The sequence below is a fragment of the Polaribacter sp. genome (genome assembly GCF_024639685.1).
Classification (GTDB): domain Bacteria; phylum Bacteroidota; class Bacteroidia; order Flavobacteriales; family Flavobacteriaceae; genus Polaribacter.
On the sequence record NZ_JAHEHX010000002.1, the window covers coordinates 31,659 to 51,399 of the forward strand.

The window sequence follows — 19,741 nt, forward strand, 5'->3', positions numbered from 1 at the left end:
ATATATAACAATTTATTTTCCCTGGAAAATATTTTTAATAAAATTAAATTATTTTTTAAAATTCTCTGTTCTTAGAATCTATGATAATGGTAACAGGACCGTCATTTAATAAATGTAGTTTCATATCTGCTCCAAACTCGCCAGTTTGTACTTCTTTCTGTATTTCTACCTTTAAATCTGATACAAATTTTTCATAAAGTGGAATTGCAATATTAGGTTTAGACGCATTAATATAACTTGGTCTTTTCCCTTTTTTTACATTCGCAAATAACGTAAATTGACTAACTACAATTACATCAGCATTTACATCCTTAAGTGATAAATTCATAACATTATCTTCATCATTAAAGATTCTTAGATTGGCAGTTTTTCTAACTAGATACTCTATATCTTCTTGTACATCTGCATCTGTGATACCTAAAAGTACTAATAAACCTTTATTAATTGTTGCTACTTTTTTTCTATCTATAGTAACACTTGCTTCAGAAACTCTTTGAATAACTACTCTCATTACAATTAATCATCTTCCTCATTCCAAACATCTGTTCTAAAATGTTCTGTTTCTTCTTCTCCTTCTAAAATTTGTAAATAGCTTCTGTATCTAGACCAAGAAATTTCTTCTTCCTCCAAAGCTTCTTTAACAGCACAATGGGGTTCTTTTAAATGCAAACAATCATTAAACTTACAATATTGTTTTAAGGCAAAAAACTCAGGAAAGTAATCTCCAAGTTCATACTTATTCATATCTACTACTCCAAATCCTTTAATACCTGGAGTGTCTATAATTTTTGCATCAAAGCTTAAATCAAACATTTCTGCAAAGGTTGTAGTGTGCTGACCTTGTTTATGCTGCTCTGATATTTCTTGTGTTTTTAAGTCTAAATTTGGCGCAATTGCATTTACTAAGGTAGATTTACCCACTCCTGAATGCCCAACAAACATAGATGTTTTACCTTTCATTAATTCTTTTAAGGTAACTACATTAGTATTTTCTATAGCAGAGACTTCAATACATTTATAACCTATTGCTTCGTAAATATCTTTAAGATATAAAATTTCTGCACGTTCTTCTATGGCATAAGCATCAATCTTATTAAATACTAAAACAGTTTCTATCCTATACGCTCTTGTTGTAACTAAAAAGCGATCTATAAAAGCGGTTAACGTAGGTGGATTATTAATAGTGATTAATAAAAAAACCAAATCTAAGTTTGCAGCAATAATGTGCGTTTGTTTAGAAAGATTTACAGATTTACGAACTATAAAATTCTCTCTATCTAGAATTTTTTTAATGACACCTGTTTCTTCATCGCCTTTCTTTTCAAGGTCAAAAACTACTTTATCTCCAACAGCAATTGGGTTAGTACTTTTTATACCTTTTATTCTAAATTTTCCTTTAATTCTACATTGATGAAACTGGCCATCATTAGACTTTACAAAATACCAACTTCCTGTAGATTTATATACAATACCTGTCATTATTACAAAGATGCTGAATTAAAATTGATTTAAAAAATAAGCCACAAATTCAGAAAGAATTTGTGGCTTTAATTAAATATTTAAAAAAATTAAGCTTTAATAATTTTCTCTTGATGATTAATAGATTCTTGATGAATTGCCTTAAACATTCTTAATACAAATTCTTCACTCAATCCTTTTTCTTGTCCTTCTAGAATCATATTTCCTAAAATTTCATTCCATCTTTTAGATTGTAAAACAGCTACATTTTGCTCTTTCTTAAGCTCACCAATTTGATCTGCAACTTTCATACGCTTTGCTAACAAATCAATTAATTGACCATCTACCACATTAATTTGTGCACGTAAATTTTCTAGGGAATCTCTATAAGTAGAATCTGTTTCTGTTTGCTTTCTAATTTTTAAATCTTGCATAATTTGCTTTAATTTAGTTGGTGTAACCTGTTGTGCAGAGTCAGACCAAGCATTATCAGGATCAAAATGAGTTTCTATCATTAAGCCATCAAAATTTAAATCTAAAGCAGTTTGAGATACATCAAAAATCATTTCTCTATTACCTGTAATATGTGATGGGTCACAAATTAATGGCAAATCTGGAAATCTGTTTTTAAACTCAATTGCAATTTGCCATTCAGGAACGTTTCTGTATTTTGATTTTTCATAGGTTGAAAATCCTCTATGAATAGCACCTAAATTTTTAATATCTGCAGTGTATAATCTTTCTATTCCACCTAACCATAAAGCCAAATCTGGATTTATAGGATTCTTTACCAATACAATTTTATCTGTACCATGTAAAGCGTCTGCTAATTCTTGCATAATAAACGGAGAGACTGCAGTTCTTGCACCAATCCATAGTAAATCTACGTCATTTTCAATAGCCAACTTAACATGAGCGGCATTTGCTACTTCTGTACAGGTTTTCATACCTGTCTCTGCTTTTACTTTCTTTAACCATTTTAAACCTAAAGCTCCTACTCCTTCAAAATTTCCTGGTCTAGTTCTAGGCTTCCAAATTCCTGCTCTATAATAGTTTACATCAGAATCTTTTAATTGATGTGCAATTTTTAAAACCTGTTCTTCGGTTTCTGCACTACAAGGCCCTGCTATTACTAGTGGATGATCTAACTTCATATCATCCAACCATGTTCTTAATGCTACTGTATTCTTCATTTTTATATTAATTGTGGCTATTTATTTTATGCCGTTTAAAATTTGTTTTATATGATTTGTATTCTCCATTTCATTAAAAATCTCGGAAAAATTATCTTGTTGCATCAACTCTTTAAATCGTTTTAGATTATTGATGTATTCTTCTAACGTTTCTATTACGTTTTCTTTATTTTGTTTAAAAATTGGGGTCCACATTGCTGGACTGCTCTTTGCCAAACGAACTGTAGACTCAAAACCTGAACCTGCCATATCAAAAATATCACGTTCATTTTTTTCTTTGTTAATAACAGTTTTACCTAACATAAATGCGCTTATGTGAGATAGGTGCGAAACATACGCAATATGCTTATCATGAGAAACAGGATCCATATATCGAATACGCATTCCAATAGCATTAAAAAGTGCCAACGCTTTTTCTTGCAACTTAAAAGTTGTTTTTTCTACTTCACAAATAATATTCGTTTTCCCTTTGTATAAGCCAGGAATTGCAGCTGTTGGTCCAGATTTTTCTGTACCTGCAATAGGATGACATGCCAAAAAATTTCTTCTTTTTGGATGACGTTCAACGGCTTTACAAATTGCTTCTTTTGTAGAACCAGCATCTACAACTAATGTATTATCGCCTATTTTATCTAATATAGTTGGCAACAATTTTACAGTAACATCTACAGGAATTGAAACGATAACCAAATCTGCATTTTCTAAATCGTCCAAAGTAGCTTTTTTATCAATTAGATTCAATTCTAAAGCCTTGTTTAAGGTTTCGTCTTTTCTACTAATTCCGTGAATTACAATTTCTGGATTGTAGTTTTTTATGTCGATAGCAAAACTACCACCAATTAAACCAACCCCAATCATGTATACATGTTTCATTCTATTGCTAATTTATTAATGAAAAAATCATTAAAATCTACTAATTGCCTCTGTTATTACTACTTCTGATACACATAATGAAAAACGGATATAGTCTTCTCCTTGAGAACCGAAAATAGATCCTGGTGTTATAAATATGTCTTTATCATATAATACTGCATCTGTAATTTCTTCGGCTTTTTTACCTTCAGGTATTTTTGCCCAAACAAATAAACCTGTCGCATTTTTATCATATTTAGCATTTAATTTATCTGCTAATTGCCAAACCAATTTTCTGCGTTCTTCATAAATTTTATTTTGGGCTTGAAACCATTTATCTGATAATTGTAAAGCTTTAATTGCACCTTTTTGAATTCCGTAAAACATACCAGAATCCATATTTGATTTTACCTTTAGAACTTCGTTGATGTAAGTTGAATTTCCTAACAACATACCAACTCTCCAACCAGCCATATTAAAGGTTTTACTTAGCGAGTTTAACTCTAAAGCAATATCTTTTGCACCTGCTACTTGTAAAATACTTATTGGGTTATCATTTAAAATAAAACTATATGGATTATCATTAATGATTAATATGTTGTGCTTTTTACCAAAGGCAACAAGTTTTTTAAACGTTTCTAAAGTTGCATTGGTACCTGTTGGCATGTGAGGATAGTTGACCCACATTAATTTTACATCACTTAAATCTTCATTTTCTAAAGCATTAAAATCTGGTTGCCAATTTTGTTCTTCACCTAATTTGTAGAATAATGGTTCTGCACCTACTAATTTAGTAACTGATGTGTACGTTGGATAACCAGGATTGGGAATTAGAACTTTATCGCCTTCATTTAAAAAGGCCATAGAAATATGCATGATGCCTTCTTTACTGCCCATTAAAGGTAAGACCTCATTTTCTGGATTTGTATTTACAGCAAACTTACTATTATAAAATTCTGAAATTGCAGTTCTTAATTCTGGCAAACCTTGGTAAGATTGGTATTTATGTGCATTTGCATCACTCAAACTCTCAGAAATTGCTACTAAAACATTTTCTGGAGGTTGTAAATCTGGAGAACCAATACCCATATTAATAATAGGCTTACCTGATGCTGCTAAGTCTCTTACTTCTCTTAGTTTTTTAGAGAAATAATATTCTTGAACAGTATCTAATCTTTTTGCTGGTTGTATCATCTTCTACCATTTTTATATGTTCCTAAAACCTTAAATTCTTCAGCCATTATTTCTAATATAGATGCTGCTTTTTTGTATTCTTTATAATCCTCAAAAGTTATATCTACAAAAAAGGAATATTTCCAAGGAGTTTCTATAACTGGTAATGATTGTATTTTAGTTAGGTTCATTTTGCAATCGCTCAATACATTTAGAATTGCAGCTAAACTTCCTCTTTTATGATCTAGTTGAAATTTTAAAGATGCTTTATTTACATTTTCATTTAAAGCTGGCTGATCTGTTTGTAAAATAACAAAACGAGTTGAATTATCCTTTATCGTTTGAATTTCGTCTTCTATAATTTCTAAATCAAAAATCTCTGCTGCAATTTTAGGAGCAATTGCTGCAATACCTTTTAGGTTATGCTTAGCAATTCTTTTTGCTACTTCTGCTGTATCTACATCTTCAACCAGTTTAATATGAGGATGTTGTTTAAAAAATTCTTTGCACTGCAATAAAGCCATAGGATGAGACCAAACCTCTTTTATATCTTTTAAAGATTGATTTTTTAATGCCATTAAATGATGATGAATATTTAGATATTCTTCATCTATTATATGCAAGTTGCTATTGTCTATAAGCGCATAATTTGGAATAATTGAACCTGCAATTGTATTTTCTAAAGCCATGACTCCAACCTCTGCAGATTTATCTAACAAATTATCTACTAAAACATCAAAAGACATACACTCAGATAACTGAATTTCTTTACCATAAAAATCTATGGCTACTTTATGATGGTTTGAGCCCTCTGCTCCTTGTATTGCAACTATTTTTTTCAACTTAATATGATATCAAAAAAAAAGTCTCGAATTTAATTCGAGACTTTATATTTATTATGTTTTGTTTAGCAACATGATACAAAGTCTCTCCTCTTATTGTAAAAATAAAAGTAAATATAGAAACGAGTCCAAGTTGTCTTTAACATTTTTTTTGTGTTTAATTGGCAAATCTAAAGATTAAATTCAAATACACAAATATTATTAAAAGAATTCGATAATTTTTATCAATTATTCAATATTGATTCCAAAAATTACATGATTGCTAATTATCATATCATAAAAAACAATTTCAATCATAATTTTATCATCAATAAATAGTTTATCTTTAAACTTATCGTAAACTCATATTTTGGATTTAAACGTTTTAAGCGAACCTTTACAAATTTGTTGCACCACACCAATGACTGGATTCTATAGAGATGGATTTTGCAAAACAGGGCTACAAGATCATGGAACACATTCAGTATGTGCCATAGTGACAAAAGAGTTTTTAGAATATTCTGCAAGCAAAGGAAACGATTTAATGACACCTATACCACAATGGAATTTTCCAGGATTAAATCCTGGTGATAAATGGTGCTTATGCATTTCAAGATGGTTACAGGCAGAAAAAGCAGGTAAAGCTCCTTATATAGTTTTGGAAGCAACCCATATTAAATCTTTAAGTTATTGTTCTTTAGAACTGCTCAATAAGTATGAATTTCAAAACAGTAATACATAATGAGTTATCAAGAACTGCTTACTCCACTATTTCTTATAGTAAATTCAGGTTTGGCAATTTTAATTTGGATAGTTCAATTAATCGTTTACCCCAGTTTCTTGTTTTACAATAAAGAGAACTTGGTTCAATGGCATAATATTTATACAAAACGTATTGCTATACTTGTTGTTCCATTAATGTTAATACAGCTTGTGATAAGTATACTAAACACAATAGTATCATTTAGTATAATTAACCTAACAATTGGGCTGTTCGTTCTATTTCTCTGGGTTTTACACTTACAAGTTTTGCTCCAGTACACTTCAAAATTTCCGAAAATAATTTTAAAAAAAATCAATTAGAACAACTAGTTAAAAGAAATTGGATTAGAACTATAATTTGGTCATTGATTTTAACAATTAGTTTAATGTAAAAATTAATAAACTCATTGACAGATAAACGAAAAAAGCACTTCATAAATGAAGTGCTTTTCGCGGTCTAGACGGGAACCGAACCGATGTATTTTATTGCTATAACTAATTGATTTTGAATTCATTAAAAATATTATAATTTATTGTTATCCTCTTACAGGGGATAAAGTTATCCTCTTCAAGGGTACAATCAATTTAACCGAACCGAAGGTTCAAATATAATAATCAGAAATCAATAGAATAGGTTTTTTTACAAAATAAAGGTTATATACATTAATATACATCCTTTCACATATAATAAAATAGATACAAAAAAAAGAGTATAATCGAAAAAAACAACGAATAAAGAAGATTATAAATCTTGAAGTATTTATTTAACGAACCTTATGGATTTCTTTTCAAAAAAACGATTATGTAGTCAAAAATATTTTAATAAATTAAATTTTCCTGTAAAACGTTTTTCCTACTTTTAATCCATCTGGAGTAAAAAGTAGGTAACCACTTTGTTTAGAACATTGAATTCCACCCCAACTGTTTATATACCATTTCCCTCTTGAGGTACCGTTAAGTTTATTACTCATACTATAAGTTCCATCTTCAAAAAACTTGTATGCTCCTTGAACATTACCCAATTCACCCATTACCCAATCACCTATTAAATAATTCTCAAAATATTTTTTAGAAGATTTAGAGATTGAATTATCAATATCACCATCTAAATACGTACCATTATCTAACATATCATCAATTATTCCTTTATAATCAATTCCTACACTTTCATAAAAATTTACATTATAATCCATTCTATCTATCTTTTCATCTGGATATTTTTTCCCCCAATAATCTTTATAAGATAAATTTTCCCCAATAAGAAATTTATAAGTTTTTCGAAATGTTTCTTTCCTTGATAAAAGTTTCTTTTTTTTCCACCGTCCTTCTCTAAACATTTTTTGTGGAAAAAAATAATCTTTGTTGGGATATTGGTATTTGATACATAAAAAGTTAAAAAAAGAGTCACGAGATTGTTCAAGTGTTTGTGATGGAAATTTATCTCTGTAAGATTTAATAAATTGATTTATCGATATTCTTTTCCCATTACTTCTTGATTTATATAATATTAGATTTTTATCATTTAGTTCCTTTTCTATTTTTCTTTTAGCTGTATTATAAGGATAATTTTTAAATTTTTTAACCTTTTTCCTTTTCCCATTTTTAATTTCTATTCCATCATAATAATATTTTGGTTTATTTTTTTTTATCCAACTCTCAGTAAATTTAGTTGATTCTAATATTAAACTATCAGCTTCTTGTTTTGTGAAAAATTGAGAGTAAAATGAATATTTATTTACATAACCAAATTTCCAATCATCTGACTCACTAATAGTATCTATAGGAATTGAACCTAAAAGGTTAACTAAGGAATCAATATCAGATTCTTTAAATTTTACACCTCTTTTTAGTTCCATCCAATTATCAAACTGTTTATCTAAAAAAATCGTTTTTTCAATACTATTATTTTCTTTAGGATTATTCCCTCCACAAGAATATAGTGTTACGATAATTATTAGTAAAAGTAAATTTTTCATGTTGTTGAATTTCATAATAGTTCAAATATAATGATTTATAATAACTTTAAGGAAATAAGTGGTTTAACCAACCCAATGATACAAATATAACACTCTAAGAATTTTCGGTCACTTTGTCCCTACAACTATCCATATTGGGTATTAAAAAACCCTTAAAGTTTTTAACCTTAAGGGTTTATCTTTTAAAAAAGCGGTCTGGACGGGACTCGAACCCGCGACCTCCTGCGTGACAGGCAGGCATTCTAACCAGCTGAACTACCAAACCGTTGCTAATAGCGGGTGCAAATATAATACACATTTTTATATTTGCAAACATAAACTTAAAAATTATTAGAATTTTTTTCTTTGCAACAAATATGTGGTTAAAACATTATTAAAGCCTTTTAAGATGTCCAAAGGAACATAATCTATTTTAGATTGCAAACAACTGTATTTTAATTCATTAAAAAAATCATTTGATAATCTAGCATATTTTTCTTTGATATTTTCTGCATAAACATTAACTTCTAAACCTGTTTCTACATCAATAAATTTCTTAGGCACGTTATCAAAATTAAAATTAAATTCAGTTTTAGAATCATAAGTATGAAATAATACTACCTCATGTTTGTTATATTTTAAATGCCTTAATGCTTCAAAAAGCTCTTTATTAGGTTTATTTGTTTGAAACATATCTGTAAATAAGAAAACTAAAGACCTTCTATGAATTTTCTCGGCAATTTCATGCAAATATTGATACGTTTCAGTGGCTTTATTTGATGGAGCTGAAATTAGCTCTTCCAATTGATTCAGCAACATATTTCTATGTCTTTCACTACCTTTTTCTGGGGCGTAGTATTGGTAGCTGTCTGAATATATACTTAAACCAACTGCATCTCTTTGACGTTTTAGAATCTCCATTAAAGAAGCAGCAGCAATAGCAGAATACCCAACTTTATTTAAGTTATCTAGTGATTGTTTTTCTACAATTGGATAATGCATTGATGCTGAATTATCTATAATAATATGACATCGTAAATTAGTTTCTTCTTCGTATTTCTTGGTATAAAGCTTCTCTGTTTTTGCAAATAACTTCCAATCTATATGCCTTGTACTTTCTCCTTTGTTATACAATTTATGCTCTGAAAACTCTACTGAAAATCCATGAAATGGACTTTTATGTAAACCTGTTATAAAACCTTCTACCACTTGTTTTGCAAGAAGATCTAAGTTTTTAATTTCCGATGATTTTACTTCAGATAACTTCATTACTTTTTAATGTTTTGTGCTCTGGTTAAATCATCTGTAGTTTGATACAATTTCTTTAGTAAAATTGGGTTGTAATCTGGATTTTCATCTAAAAACTGTAGAAGTATTGCATAGGCTTCTTTCGAAGAATAATTTCCTATGGATGAAGCTAACCATCCTTTAGGAAAAAATATATCTCCTGTTAATTGAACTTCTTCTAGTTTATTTAAAATCTCTGGTAAAAACTCAATGGCGTTATTTTGTTTTAAAGGGTGATGAAAATAACTTAAACCACTTTGCACCCAAGATTCTTTTTCTCTATTCTCCTTTTCAAAAAGCGATTTCATAAATAAATTTCTAATAGTTACATCTTTTGAAACAGCTGGCAATAACCATTTAAATCTATCTAATTGATCTGGATTAGAAATATTTAATTCTTGTTGTGTTATAATTTCTTTTGACTTTGGGTGTTCTAAAACAGATAGCTGTAAAGCCAAAGAAATTAAATTATTCTCATTTAGAAATAATTGATCAATCTTTAAATCACCTTTCCAAATTTTATACAAATTCCCCTTTCCATCTTCAGAAGTAGTTATAGATTGATAGAGATTAAAAATTGTTTTCTTAATGTTTTTAGGTAAGTTTTGCTTCAATAAATTCATCAAGGTATTTTCGGTGGTAACTTGAATTTCATCTTTTTGTGCTTCAGTTAAGAAGGTCCAATAAATATTCTGAAGTCTTGCTGATAAATAATTTGTAATTAACTCATTTTTCTCAGATTTTAAAGCATCAAAAAACACCACAAAAGTGTCCTTAGGAGTCACATTACCCAATAACATGTTTTCATATAAGTTTATGAATTGATAACCTCTAGAAACCTCATCACTGATTGATTTATACTGACTAATTTTATCTTTATAAACAGGAAAAACTCCATAACCAAATCCGTTTATATTATATAAAACCTGCCCAGGTTTAAAATCTTTAGTAGCCTCTGTAATATCAAAAGAAGCACCCATATTTTTTATGTTAATATTCTTTACATATCCTCTAAAATCTTTTAATTGAATTTTAAAAGATTGTGTCCAAACTTTTTCTGACTCATCTTCTGCCTTTTGATGGATTATAAATTTGGTTACATTTCCTTTTTCGTTGGTTTCAATCTCTTCTGTAAAAATGGGTCTTCCAGAAGAGTTTACCCAAACTTCACTCCAGTTTTTAATATTTCCTGCCGATTTTTTATCTAAAATCGCTACCAGTTCTAACCAATCTGCATTTGAGTTTGCATACGTTTTTATGTATTCTTGAATACCTTCTTGAAATTGACTTTCGCCCAATAAATATTCCAATTGACGCATCATAATAGGTGCTTTATTATAGATGATTCTTCCATATAAAGATCCTGCATTTTTTAAATTGTCTAGTGGCTGACGAATTGGATTGGTGCCTTTAGTTCTGTCTTCTGAATACGCACTTGGGTAATGAGACATCATAAAACTAAGGTTATGATTAACTTCTGGATATACAGGATTTACAATTTTATCTGCCATAAAATTGGCAAATACTTCCTTCATCCAAACATCATTAAACCATTTCATGGTTACTAAATCTCCAAACCACATGTGTGATGTTTCATGTGCTATTAACTTTGCTCTCCTTAACTTTCTACTTTGAGTTGCATTTTTGTCTAAAAACAAAGAAGACTCTCTATACTGAATGGCACCTACATGCTCCATACCTCCATATTGAAAAGGTGGAATTGCAGCAAAATCCATTTTTTGAAAAGGGAATTTTACACTAGTATAATCCTCTAAAAAATCTATTGAATTTTGATGAATTTTAAAGATTTGACCTACACTTTCATCTATTTTTTCTTGATTATTTTCTCTATATAAAAAGCGCATATCAAAAGCACCAGGGTTTTGAGTAGTTTCAGAAAACTTACCTGACACAAAAGAGAATAGATAACTACTCATTTTATCTGTAGTTGCAAAAGTGTGCTCTACAAAACCATTAACCTCAATAGCACTTTCTTCAAACCCACCAGCCATAACTTTCCAATCTTTTGGAGCTGTAATTCGTAAATTATATTTGGCTTTTAAATCTGGCTGATCAAAAGAAGGGAATAAAGTACTTGCTCTGTCTGGAACTAAAAGTGTATATAAAAAATCATTATTTCTATTTAATGATGATTCTCCTGCATCAAATAAAATCTCTACTTCATTTAAGCCTAGAGTCAATTTTGTTTTATCTAATATTAAATGCTCTTTTTGATGATTAACAACAACTTCCTCACTATTTATTTTTACTGATTTTATTTTAGAAGTTGCTTCGTTAAAATCTAAATAAACATCGTTTTCTAATTCCTTTATAGTAAAAATGATTGTAGATTTAGATGCTATTGATTTTGTTTTCTCTGCAGGAATTTTAAAATGGAGATTGTAAACAATATCAGAAATTTGCTGTTTTCTGTATTTGGCTAAATCATAAGAAATCCCTTTTTCTAACCTTAGTTTTTCTTGTTTTTTATCACAAGAAAAAAGTAAGAAAACAGAAATTATAAGTAAGTAGTTTTTCATGAATCTAAACTTAATTTACAACTATTTAAATTTAACAGTAAGGTCCCACTAAAAAGCGGGGTTAATTCAAACAACTATTTTGATTTCATAGCTTCGCTATTTATCAAAATAGAGTTTTACTAAAATAAAAAAAGGTTTGACGTTAGCCAAACCTTTATAAGTTTATAAAATTGAATAACAACTATAAAGCTGCATCAATCTTATCTGTATATGTTTTTTTAGGTGCTACACCTACTTGCTTATCTACAACTTCACCATTTTTAAATACTAAAACTGTTGGTATGTTTCTTACTCCATATTTAGCTGCAAATTCTTGGTTTGCATCTACATCTACTTTACCAACTACTGCTTTACCATCATATTCTGCATGAATTTCATCAACTATTGGTCCTACCATTCTACATGGCCCACACCAAGCTGCCCAAAAATCTACTAATACTGGTTTATCTGATTGTAAAACTACTTCATCAAAAGTAGCGTCTGTTATTTCTAATGCCATTTTATATGTTTTTTGATTGTGTTTTCATTATTAATAAACAAAAATAAACATTTATTTTAGCTTGGTTTATTTAAAAAAATTACTTTTTACTATGAATCTATCAATTGAAACTATATAGCACTTTAAAATAATTCTTTTGCAATAGCCTGAATATTATCACTTTTACCCATAGAATAATAATGTAGAACTGGAACACCAGCTGCTAATAATTCTTTTGACTGTTGAACTGCAAACTCAATTCCAACCTGTCTAACCTGTTTATTTGTTTTGCAAACATCTACCTCTTTAATTAAATTTTCTGGTATATCTATTCTAAAAACCTGAGGTAATAGTTGCAAGTGTTTTTTAACTGCAATAGGCTTAATACCTGGTATAATAGGAATTGTTATACCTATATTTTTGGCAGCTTCTACAAACTCGAAATATTTTTTATTGTCGAAAAACATTTGGGTTACAACATAATCTGCACCTGCATCAACTTTTTCTTTTAACCTTTTTAAATCGGTCTGTAAAGAAGGTGCCTCTAAATGTTTCTCAGGATACCCTGCTACACCAATACAAAAATCAGCACAATTGTCTGATTCGATAACATCGTGTAAATATTTACCTTTATTTAAATTCTGAATTTGAGACACCAGTTCTTTTGCATATTGATGACCACCTTTTGAAGCTTCGAAATACTTTTGATGACTCATAGCATCACCTCTTAAAGCCATTACATTATCTATCCCTAAATAATGACAGTCTACCAGTAAATATTCTGTTTCTTCTTTAGTAAAACCACCACATAAAACGTGAGGAACAGTATCTACATCATATTTATGTTTAATGGCAGCACAGATACCTACAGTTCCAGGTCTCATTCTAGTAACTTTTCTGTCTAGTAAACCGTCTTTTTCTACATAAACATACTCTTCTCTAGAAGTTGTTACGTCAATAAAAGGTGGCTTAAACTCCATTAATGGATCTATATTTGCATATAAATCTTCAATACTTTTTCCCTTTTTAGGAGGAATAATTTCGAACGAGAATAACGTTTTCTCATTCGCTTTTTTAATATGTTCTGTTATCTTCATTTCCTGAAAGTGTTCAGTAATCTAGAAGAAATAAGCTATAAATAATGCAGTTACAGTTAACATTAAAAGTTGTAGAACAAATTTTAATTCTACATTATATTTTTTCATTTTAATTATTTTCTGCAAAAATCTTACTTCTTCTATTTATGTTTGTTAGTTTTAAAAAAAATAATTGTTAATTAATTGTATTGTTTTAATCAGCTATATTTGGATGTAACCATTTTCTTGCTTTTGTTTTAGTAACGCCTTTTCGATTTGCATAATCTGTAAGTTGGTCGTCTGTAATTTTACCTAAACCAAAGTACTTTGCTTCTTTATTTGCAAAATAGTAACCAGAAACTGCAGCTGCTGGCCACATTGCTTTGCTTTCGGTTAATTGTACTCCGATTTTATTTTCTACATCTAGCAAACTCCAAATGGTATCTTTTTCTAAATGATCTGGACAAGCAGGATAACCAGGTGCAGGTCTAATTCCTTTATAATTTTCTTTAATTAAATCATCATTAGTTAAAGTTTCATCTGATGCATAACCCCAATGTTTAGTTCTAACTTGCTTATGTAAATATTCTGCAAAAGCCTCTGCAAATCGATCTGCAATAGCTTGTGCCATAATTGCATTATAATCATCTTCTTTGGCTTTGTAACTTTCTGCTAATTCTTGAGCTCCGAAAATACCCACACAAAAAGCACCCATATAATCTGTTTTGTTCGATTCTTCTGGAGCTACAAAATCTGATAATGCAATATTTGGTATGCCTTCTCTCTTTTTTAATTGTTGACGTAAAGTTCTAAAAACAGCTACTTCATTTCCTTTTTTCTTAATGGAAATATCATCTTCATTAATGCTATTTGCCTCGAACAAACCAAAAATAGCTTTTGGTTTTAGCAATTGTTTTGCGCTGATTTCCTGAATCATTTCTTGAGCTTCATTGTATAAAACACTGGCTTGTTCTCCAACTATTTTATCCGATAAAATATCTGGGAATTTACCATGTAAATCCCAACTTCTAAAAAACGGACTCCAATCTATAAACGGCACTAATTCTTTTAAACTTAATTGCTCTAAAGTTTGAATACCCAACTCTTTTGGTCTAACTATTTCTGAGGTGTTCCAATCAACTTTATATTTACGTTTGCGAGCTTCATCAATAGAAATATATGATTTTTCTTTACCTCGTTTTAAAAACTTAGTTCTGAATTCATCATAATCTTTCTTCAATTTAGCCACATATGTATTAGATGTTTTCTTATTTAACAAATCACCAACCACAGTTACTGCTCTGGATGCATCATTTACATGAACAACTGCATTTTTGTATTGTGTATCAATTTTAACGGCTGTATGTGCTTTGGATGTTGTTGCTCCTCCTATCAATAGTGGTACATCTAAATTTTGACGTTCCATTTCTTTGGCTAAATACACCATTTCATCTAAAGAAGGTGTGATTAAACCACTTAAACCAATAGCGTCTACATTTTCTCTTTTTGCAGTTTCAATTATTTTTTCTGGTGGAACCATCACACCTAAATCTACAATTTCGTAGTTATTACAGCCTAAGACTACAGACACAATATTTTTACCAATATCGTGCACGTCACCTTTTACAGTTGCCATTAATATTTTACCCAAAGCTTGTTGCTCTTCACCTTTTTCTGCTTCTATAAAAGGGTTTAAATGACCAACAGCTTTTTTCATGACTCTTGCAGATTTTACGACTTGAGGTAAGAACATTTTTCCTGCTCCAAATAAATCTCCAACTACATTCATACCAATCATTAAATGGCCTTCTATTACTTCTATTGGTTTTGTAGCTTCTTGTCTGGCCTGCTCCACATCTTCAATAATAAAAGCATCAATACCTTTTACTAAAGCATGGGTAATTCTTTCTTGTAATGGATTTTCTCTCCAAGATAAATCTACCGTTTTTTCTTTACTAGTTCCTTTTACAGTTTCTGCAAAATCTAACAAACGCTCTGTTGCATCATCTCTTCTATCTAAAATTACATCTTCTATATGTTCTAATAAATCCTTTGGAATATCATCATACACCTCTAATAGTGCAGGGTTTACAATACCCATATTCATCCCAGCTTGAATTGAATAGTACAAAAATACAGAGTGCATTGCCTCACGAACTGTATTGTTTCCTCTAAAAGAAAAAGATACGTTACTCACACCTCCACTTACAGAAACACTTTCTAAATTTTGACGAACCCATCTTGTAGCTTCTATAAAATCTACAGCATTTTTTCTATGTTCATCCATACCTGTTGCAACAGGGAATATGTTTAAATCGAAGATGATATCCTCAGAAGGGAATCCTACTTTGTTTACCAGAATATCGTAAGATCTCTTCGCGATCTCAATTCTCCGCTCATAATTATCTGCTTGTCCAACTTCATCAAAAGCCATAACAATTACAGCTGCTCCATAACGTTTTATTTGCGTTGCTTCCCAAATAAATTTCTCTTCACCTTCTTTTAAAGAAATGGAATTTACCACACATTTACCTTGTACAACTTGCAAACCAGCTTCAATGATTTCCCATTTAGAGCTGTCTATCATCATTGGCACTCTACAAATATCTGGCTCAGCAGCAATTAGATTTAAGAATCTAACCATGGCTTCTTTACCATCAATTAAACCATCATCCATATTGATATCGACGATTTGTGCTCCTCCATCTACTTGATGACGAGCTATATCTAGTGCTTCATCAAATTTTTCTTCTTTAATTAAACGCAAAAACTTACGAGAACCTGCAACATTAGTGCGTTCTCCAACATTTATAAAATTGCTGTTTTCATTTAAAATCAGAGGTTCTAAACCTGACAATCGCATGTATTTTGTCTGTTTCACTTTCATTAATCTACCCCTTCTAAAACTTTACGCGGTTTGTATTTGGCAGCAATATTTGCGATAACTCGTATATGTTCTGGAGATGTACCACAACAACCACCAATAATATTTATTAAATTTTTCTTTAAATATTCTTCTATTTGTTCTCCCATTTCCTCTGGAGTTTCATCATACTCTCCAAAAGCATTAGGCAAACCAGCATTGGGATGCGCAGAAATTGCAAAATCAGTTTTATTGGCAATAGCCTCTAAATGAGGTTGTAATAAATTGGCTCCTAAAGCACAATTAAACCCTACAGATAAAAGCGGAATATGGGAAACAGAAATTAAAAATGCTTCTGCAGTTTGCCCTGATAAAGTTCTACCAGAAGCATCTGTAATTGTACCACTTAACATGACAGGAATTTCTGTTTTTCTTTCCTCTTTGACCTGCTCAATAGCAAACAATGCTGCTTTTGCATTTAAGGTATCAAACACCGTTTCTACCAATAAAATATCTGCGCCTCCATCTAATAATGCTTCTACCTGCTGTTTATAAGCAATTCTTAATTCATCAAAAGTTACAGCTCTATAACCAGGATCATTCACATCTGGGGACATACTTGCAGTTCTGTTTGTAGGCCCAATAGAACCTGCTACAAAACGTGGCTTGTGTGGTTCTTTTGCTGTAAATTCTTCTGCAACTTCCTTGGCTATTTTAGCTGATTGATAATTTAGCTCGTAAACTAAATCTTCCATCTGATAATCAGCCATAGCAATTGTAGTACCTGAAAAAGTATTGGTTTCTATTATATCTGCGCCTGCTTCAAAATATTTACCATGAATTGTCTTTATGGCTTCTGGCTGAGTTAAAGAAAGTAAATCATTATTGCCTTGAAGTGGAGTTGGATAGTCTTTAAAGCGTGCTCCTCTAAAATCCTCTTCTGTAAATTTATAGGCTTGTAGCATGGTACCCATAGCACCATCTAAAACTAAAATTCTTTCTTGTAAAGCTTTGTAAATATTTAACATATCTATTTATTATATAATATGTCATCAGGAAAAGTGTAACTTTCTCTGTTATCTGTCAATAGCTATTTGATAAAATATCAAAATAGATTGTAGAATGTAGCACCTTTCTCATTTTTGAGAGGTTGCCAAAGCTTCATTGGGTCTAATCCCTCTGCCTTTCGTGATAACGTATTAATAAGTTTATGAACTAAATTAAAAACAAAGTAACGAACTTTTTTCTATTTTTTATAGTTTATTCGTAAATATCTGAAGACAAGTATCTATCTCCTCTATCACAAACAATAGCAACAACCACTCCTTTATCTATTGAATTGGCTATTTTAATTGCAGTAGCTACAGAACCTCCACTACTCATTCCAGAAAAAATACCTTCTTCTCTAGCTAAACGAATGGTCATGGCTTTTGCTTCTTCTTCACTTACCTCTAAAACTTGGTCTATTTTTTTCGCATTAAAAATAGCTGGCAAGTATTCTTTTTTCCACTTTCTAATTCCAGGAATTCTTGCTCCATCTTTTGGTTGTGCTCCAATTATGGTTATTTCACCATTCTTTTCTTTTAAAAAGTCTGAAACACCAGTAATTGTTCCTGTTGTACCCATTGCCGAGACAAAATGAGTTACTTTACCTTCTGTATCTCTCCAAATTTCTGGGCCTGTGGTTTTATAATGTGCTTTAGGATTATCGAAATTATCAAACTGATTTAATCTAAAATAACCCTTTTTATATTTTAAGCTTAAGGCATGGTCTATAGCACCTTCCATACCTTTATCTGCAGGAGTTAAAATAACCTCAGCGCCGTAAGCTCTCATTGTTTTTACTCTTTCTATGGTAGAATTTTCTGGCATGGTAATTACCATATTTACACCTAAAACTTTTGCCATTAATGCTAATGCAATACCTGTATTACCACTTGTAGCTTCTACTAAAGTATCTCCCTTCTTTATATTTTTTCTTTTGATGGCTTCAGAAATCATATAATAAGCAGCTCTATCTTTTACACTACCTCCAGGATTGTTACCTTCTAATTTTAAAAGTAAAGTAACTCCTTCTTTTTTAAAAACACTTTGTGCTTCTACCAAAGGTGTATTACCTACAAAATCTATGATACTTTGTGTTTGCATTTTAAATTCTTTTTTGAAAAATATTATTTTCTTTTTGCACTGTAACTACTGAGTTTAGTGGTATTGATTCTGTAACACAAACATTTGCACCAATTACAGAATTTGCGCCAATGATTACATCTCCTCCAAGAATTGTTGCGTTTGCGTAAATGATAACATTATCTTCAATGGTTGGATGTCTTTTAGTAAATGCCAAACTCTTTTCTACTTGAATTCCACCCAAAGTAACTCCCTGAAAAATCTGAACATTATTTTTAATAATAGTGGTTTCTCCAATTACAATTCCAGTTGCATGATCTATAAAAAACGACTCGCCTATTTCTGCTCCTGGATGAATATCAGTACCAGTTGTACTATGAGCAAATTCGCTCATCATTCTTGGTAAAATTGAAATCTCTAACTGTAATAATTGATGACTTAATCTATATACAGCAATTGCATAAAAACCTGGATAAGCTAGGTAGATTTCTTCTAAACTCTTTGCAGCAGGATCATTTTTATTGGCTGCTTCTGCATCTAAATCTAACTTCTTTCTTATAACCGTAAATGAACTTTGAAAAGCATTCCATAATTCCTCTCCTTTATCTACAGATAATCTATCTAAAATTAATAAGAACTTTCTTTTAGTATCAGAACCATTTTCAGAAAGATGATTTTCATCAAATAAATCATTAATCAACTGTTTTGTAAAAACCTTAACTGCATCTCTTAAGCACATGTTGTAATTTTTAAAATCAGTCGATTTTTTATGTTCTATTATTTGTTCTGTTTGTTTCATAAAAGTTTAACTTTCTGGTGCTAATTCTACCTCTAAACCATTTAATTCCGGTGTAATTTGTATTTGACAACCCAATCTGCTATTATCTTCCACATAAAAAGCTTCAGCTAGCATTGCATCTTCATCATCTGTCATTTCTGGCATTTCGTGATCAGACTTTACATAACATTGGCAGGATGAACACATAGCCATCCCTCCACAAATACCAATAGTACCTTCTTCTGCTAATTCATAAGAACGAACTACCTCCATTAAATTCATAGACATATCTGTTGGTGCAACAATATCATGCGTTTTACCTTCTCTATCTGTAATTTTTATATTGATGTCTTGCATCTTTTTATTTAATTATTTGAA

At 30.4% G+C, this 19,741-nt stretch carries 17 protein-coding genes, 1 tRNA gene and 1 riboswitch; of the genes, 1 reads left to right on the forward strand and 17 read right to left on the reverse strand.

What is annotated here, in order from left to right:
* Positions 1 to 55: 55 nt before the first annotated feature.
* The 6 genes from dtd to Q0L44_RS01455 all read right to left on the reverse strand — a co-directional run bounded on the left by dtd (position 56) and on the right by Q0L44_RS01455 (position 5,518).
* A complete protein-coding gene (gene dtd, locus Q0L44_RS01430) occupies positions 56 to 511 on the reverse strand; it encodes a D-aminoacyl-tRNA deacylase (RefSeq protein ID WP_296634268.1) in 456 nt (151 codons plus the stop codon).
* A 5-nt stretch (positions 512 to 516) separates the two neighbouring features.
* Entirely contained in the window at positions 517 to 1,479 is a 963-nt protein-coding gene (gene rsgA, locus Q0L44_RS01435; protein ID WP_296634271.1) for a ribosome small subunit-dependent GTPase A, read from the reverse strand.
* Between the two features lie 89 nt (positions 1,480 to 1,568).
* Complete coding sequence (locus Q0L44_RS01440) at positions 1,569 to 2,651, reverse strand: bifunctional 3-deoxy-7-phosphoheptulonate synthase/chorismate mutase type II (RefSeq protein ID WP_296634273.1); 1,083 nt, start codon at positions 2,649 to 2,651, stop codon at positions 1,569 to 1,571.
* 21 nt (positions 2,652 to 2,672) lie between these two features.
* Positions 2,673 to 3,524: a prephenate dehydrogenase gene (locus tag Q0L44_RS01445; protein WP_296634275.1), complete on the reverse strand. Its 852-nt coding sequence runs from the start codon at positions 3,522 to 3,524 to the stop codon at positions 2,673 to 2,675.
* A gap of 30 nt (positions 3,525 to 3,554) precedes the next feature.
* The gene (locus Q0L44_RS01450; protein ID WP_296634278.1) at positions 3,555 to 4,697 is read right to left on the reverse strand and encodes an aminotransferase class I/II-fold pyridoxal phosphate-dependent enzyme; all 1,143 of its coding nucleotides are present in this window, start codon (positions 4,695 to 4,697) and stop codon (positions 3,555 to 3,557) included.
* Positions 4,694 to 5,518 (reverse strand): prephenate dehydratase, encoded by an 825-nt coding sequence (locus Q0L44_RS01455; RefSeq protein ID WP_296634280.1) that lies wholly within the window; start codon positions 5,516 to 5,518, stop codon positions 4,694 to 4,696. The genes Q0L44_RS01450 and Q0L44_RS01455 overlap by 4 nt, the downstream gene beginning before the upstream one ends.
* A gap of 349 nt (positions 5,519 to 5,867) precedes the next feature.
* Here Q0L44_RS01455 and Q0L44_RS01460 point away from each other — a divergent pair, with 349 nt between their 5' ends.
* A complete protein-coding gene (locus Q0L44_RS01460; protein ID WP_296634286.1) occupies positions 5,868 to 6,239 on the forward strand; it encodes a DUF2237 domain-containing protein in 372 nt (123 codons plus the stop codon).
* Positions 6,240 to 7,086: 847 nt separating this feature from the next.
* Here the strand turns inward: Q0L44_RS01460 and Q0L44_RS01465 are convergent.
* The 11 genes from Q0L44_RS01465 to Q0L44_RS01515 all read right to left on the reverse strand — a co-directional run bounded on the left by Q0L44_RS01465 (position 7,087) and on the right by Q0L44_RS01515 (position 19,720).
* Entirely contained in the window at positions 7,087 to 8,235 is a 1,149-nt protein-coding gene (locus Q0L44_RS01465; protein WP_296634287.1) for a hypothetical protein, read from the reverse strand.
* A gap of 191 nt (positions 8,236 to 8,426) precedes the next feature.
* Positions 8,427 to 8,500 (reverse strand) — tRNA-Asp (locus Q0L44_RS01470).
* Between the two features lie 65 nt (positions 8,501 to 8,565).
* Entirely contained in the window at positions 8,566 to 9,483 is a 918-nt protein-coding gene (locus tag Q0L44_RS01475; protein ID WP_296634289.1) for a DUF58 domain-containing protein, read from the reverse strand.
* Positions 9,483 to 12,041 carry a M1 family aminopeptidase gene (locus tag Q0L44_RS01480; protein WP_296634292.1) on the reverse strand — a complete coding sequence of 853 codons (2,559 nt, stop codon included), beginning with the start codon at positions 12,039 to 12,041 and terminating at the stop codon, positions 9,483 to 9,485. The genes Q0L44_RS01475 and Q0L44_RS01480 overlap by 1 nt, the downstream gene beginning before the upstream one ends.
* Positions 12,042 to 12,222: 181 nt before the next feature.
* Positions 12,223 to 12,540 (reverse strand): thioredoxin, encoded by a 318-nt coding sequence (gene trxA, locus Q0L44_RS01485; protein WP_015480982.1) that lies wholly within the window; start codon positions 12,538 to 12,540, stop codon positions 12,223 to 12,225.
* A gap of 122 nt (positions 12,541 to 12,662) precedes the next feature.
* Entirely contained in the window at positions 12,663 to 13,616 is a 954-nt protein-coding gene (gene metF / locus Q0L44_RS01490; RefSeq protein ID WP_296634297.1) for a methylenetetrahydrofolate reductase [NAD(P)H], read from the reverse strand.
* 193 nt (positions 13,617 to 13,809) lie between these two features.
* A complete protein-coding gene (metH, locus tag Q0L44_RS01495; protein ID WP_296634300.1) occupies positions 13,810 to 16,482 on the reverse strand; it encodes a methionine synthase in 2,673 nt (890 codons plus the stop codon).
* Positions 16,482 to 17,486 (reverse strand): homocysteine S-methyltransferase family protein, encoded by a 1,005-nt coding sequence (locus Q0L44_RS01500; protein WP_296634303.1) that lies wholly within the window; start codon positions 17,484 to 17,486, stop codon positions 16,482 to 16,484. The genes metH and Q0L44_RS01500 overlap by 1 nt, the downstream gene beginning before the upstream one ends.
* A gap of 45 nt (positions 17,487 to 17,531) precedes the next feature.
* Positions 17,532 to 17,656: riboswitch (SAM riboswitch) on the reverse strand.
* 62 nt (positions 17,657 to 17,718) lie between these two features.
* A complete protein-coding gene (gene cysM, locus Q0L44_RS01505; RefSeq protein WP_296634306.1) occupies positions 17,719 to 18,606 on the reverse strand; it encodes a cysteine synthase CysM in 888 nt (295 codons plus the stop codon).
* A 1-nt stretch (position 18,607) separates the two neighbouring features.
* Positions 18,608 to 19,384, reverse strand: a complete 777-nt coding sequence (epsC, locus tag Q0L44_RS01510; RefSeq protein WP_296634308.1) for a serine O-acetyltransferase EpsC — start codon at positions 19,382 to 19,384, stop codon at positions 18,608 to 18,610.
* Between the two features lie 6 nt (positions 19,385 to 19,390).
* Entirely contained in the window at positions 19,391 to 19,720 is a 330-nt protein-coding gene (locus Q0L44_RS01515) for a 2Fe-2S iron-sulfur cluster-binding protein (protein WP_296634311.1), read from the reverse strand.
* Positions 19,721 to 19,741 lie beyond the last annotated feature (21 nt).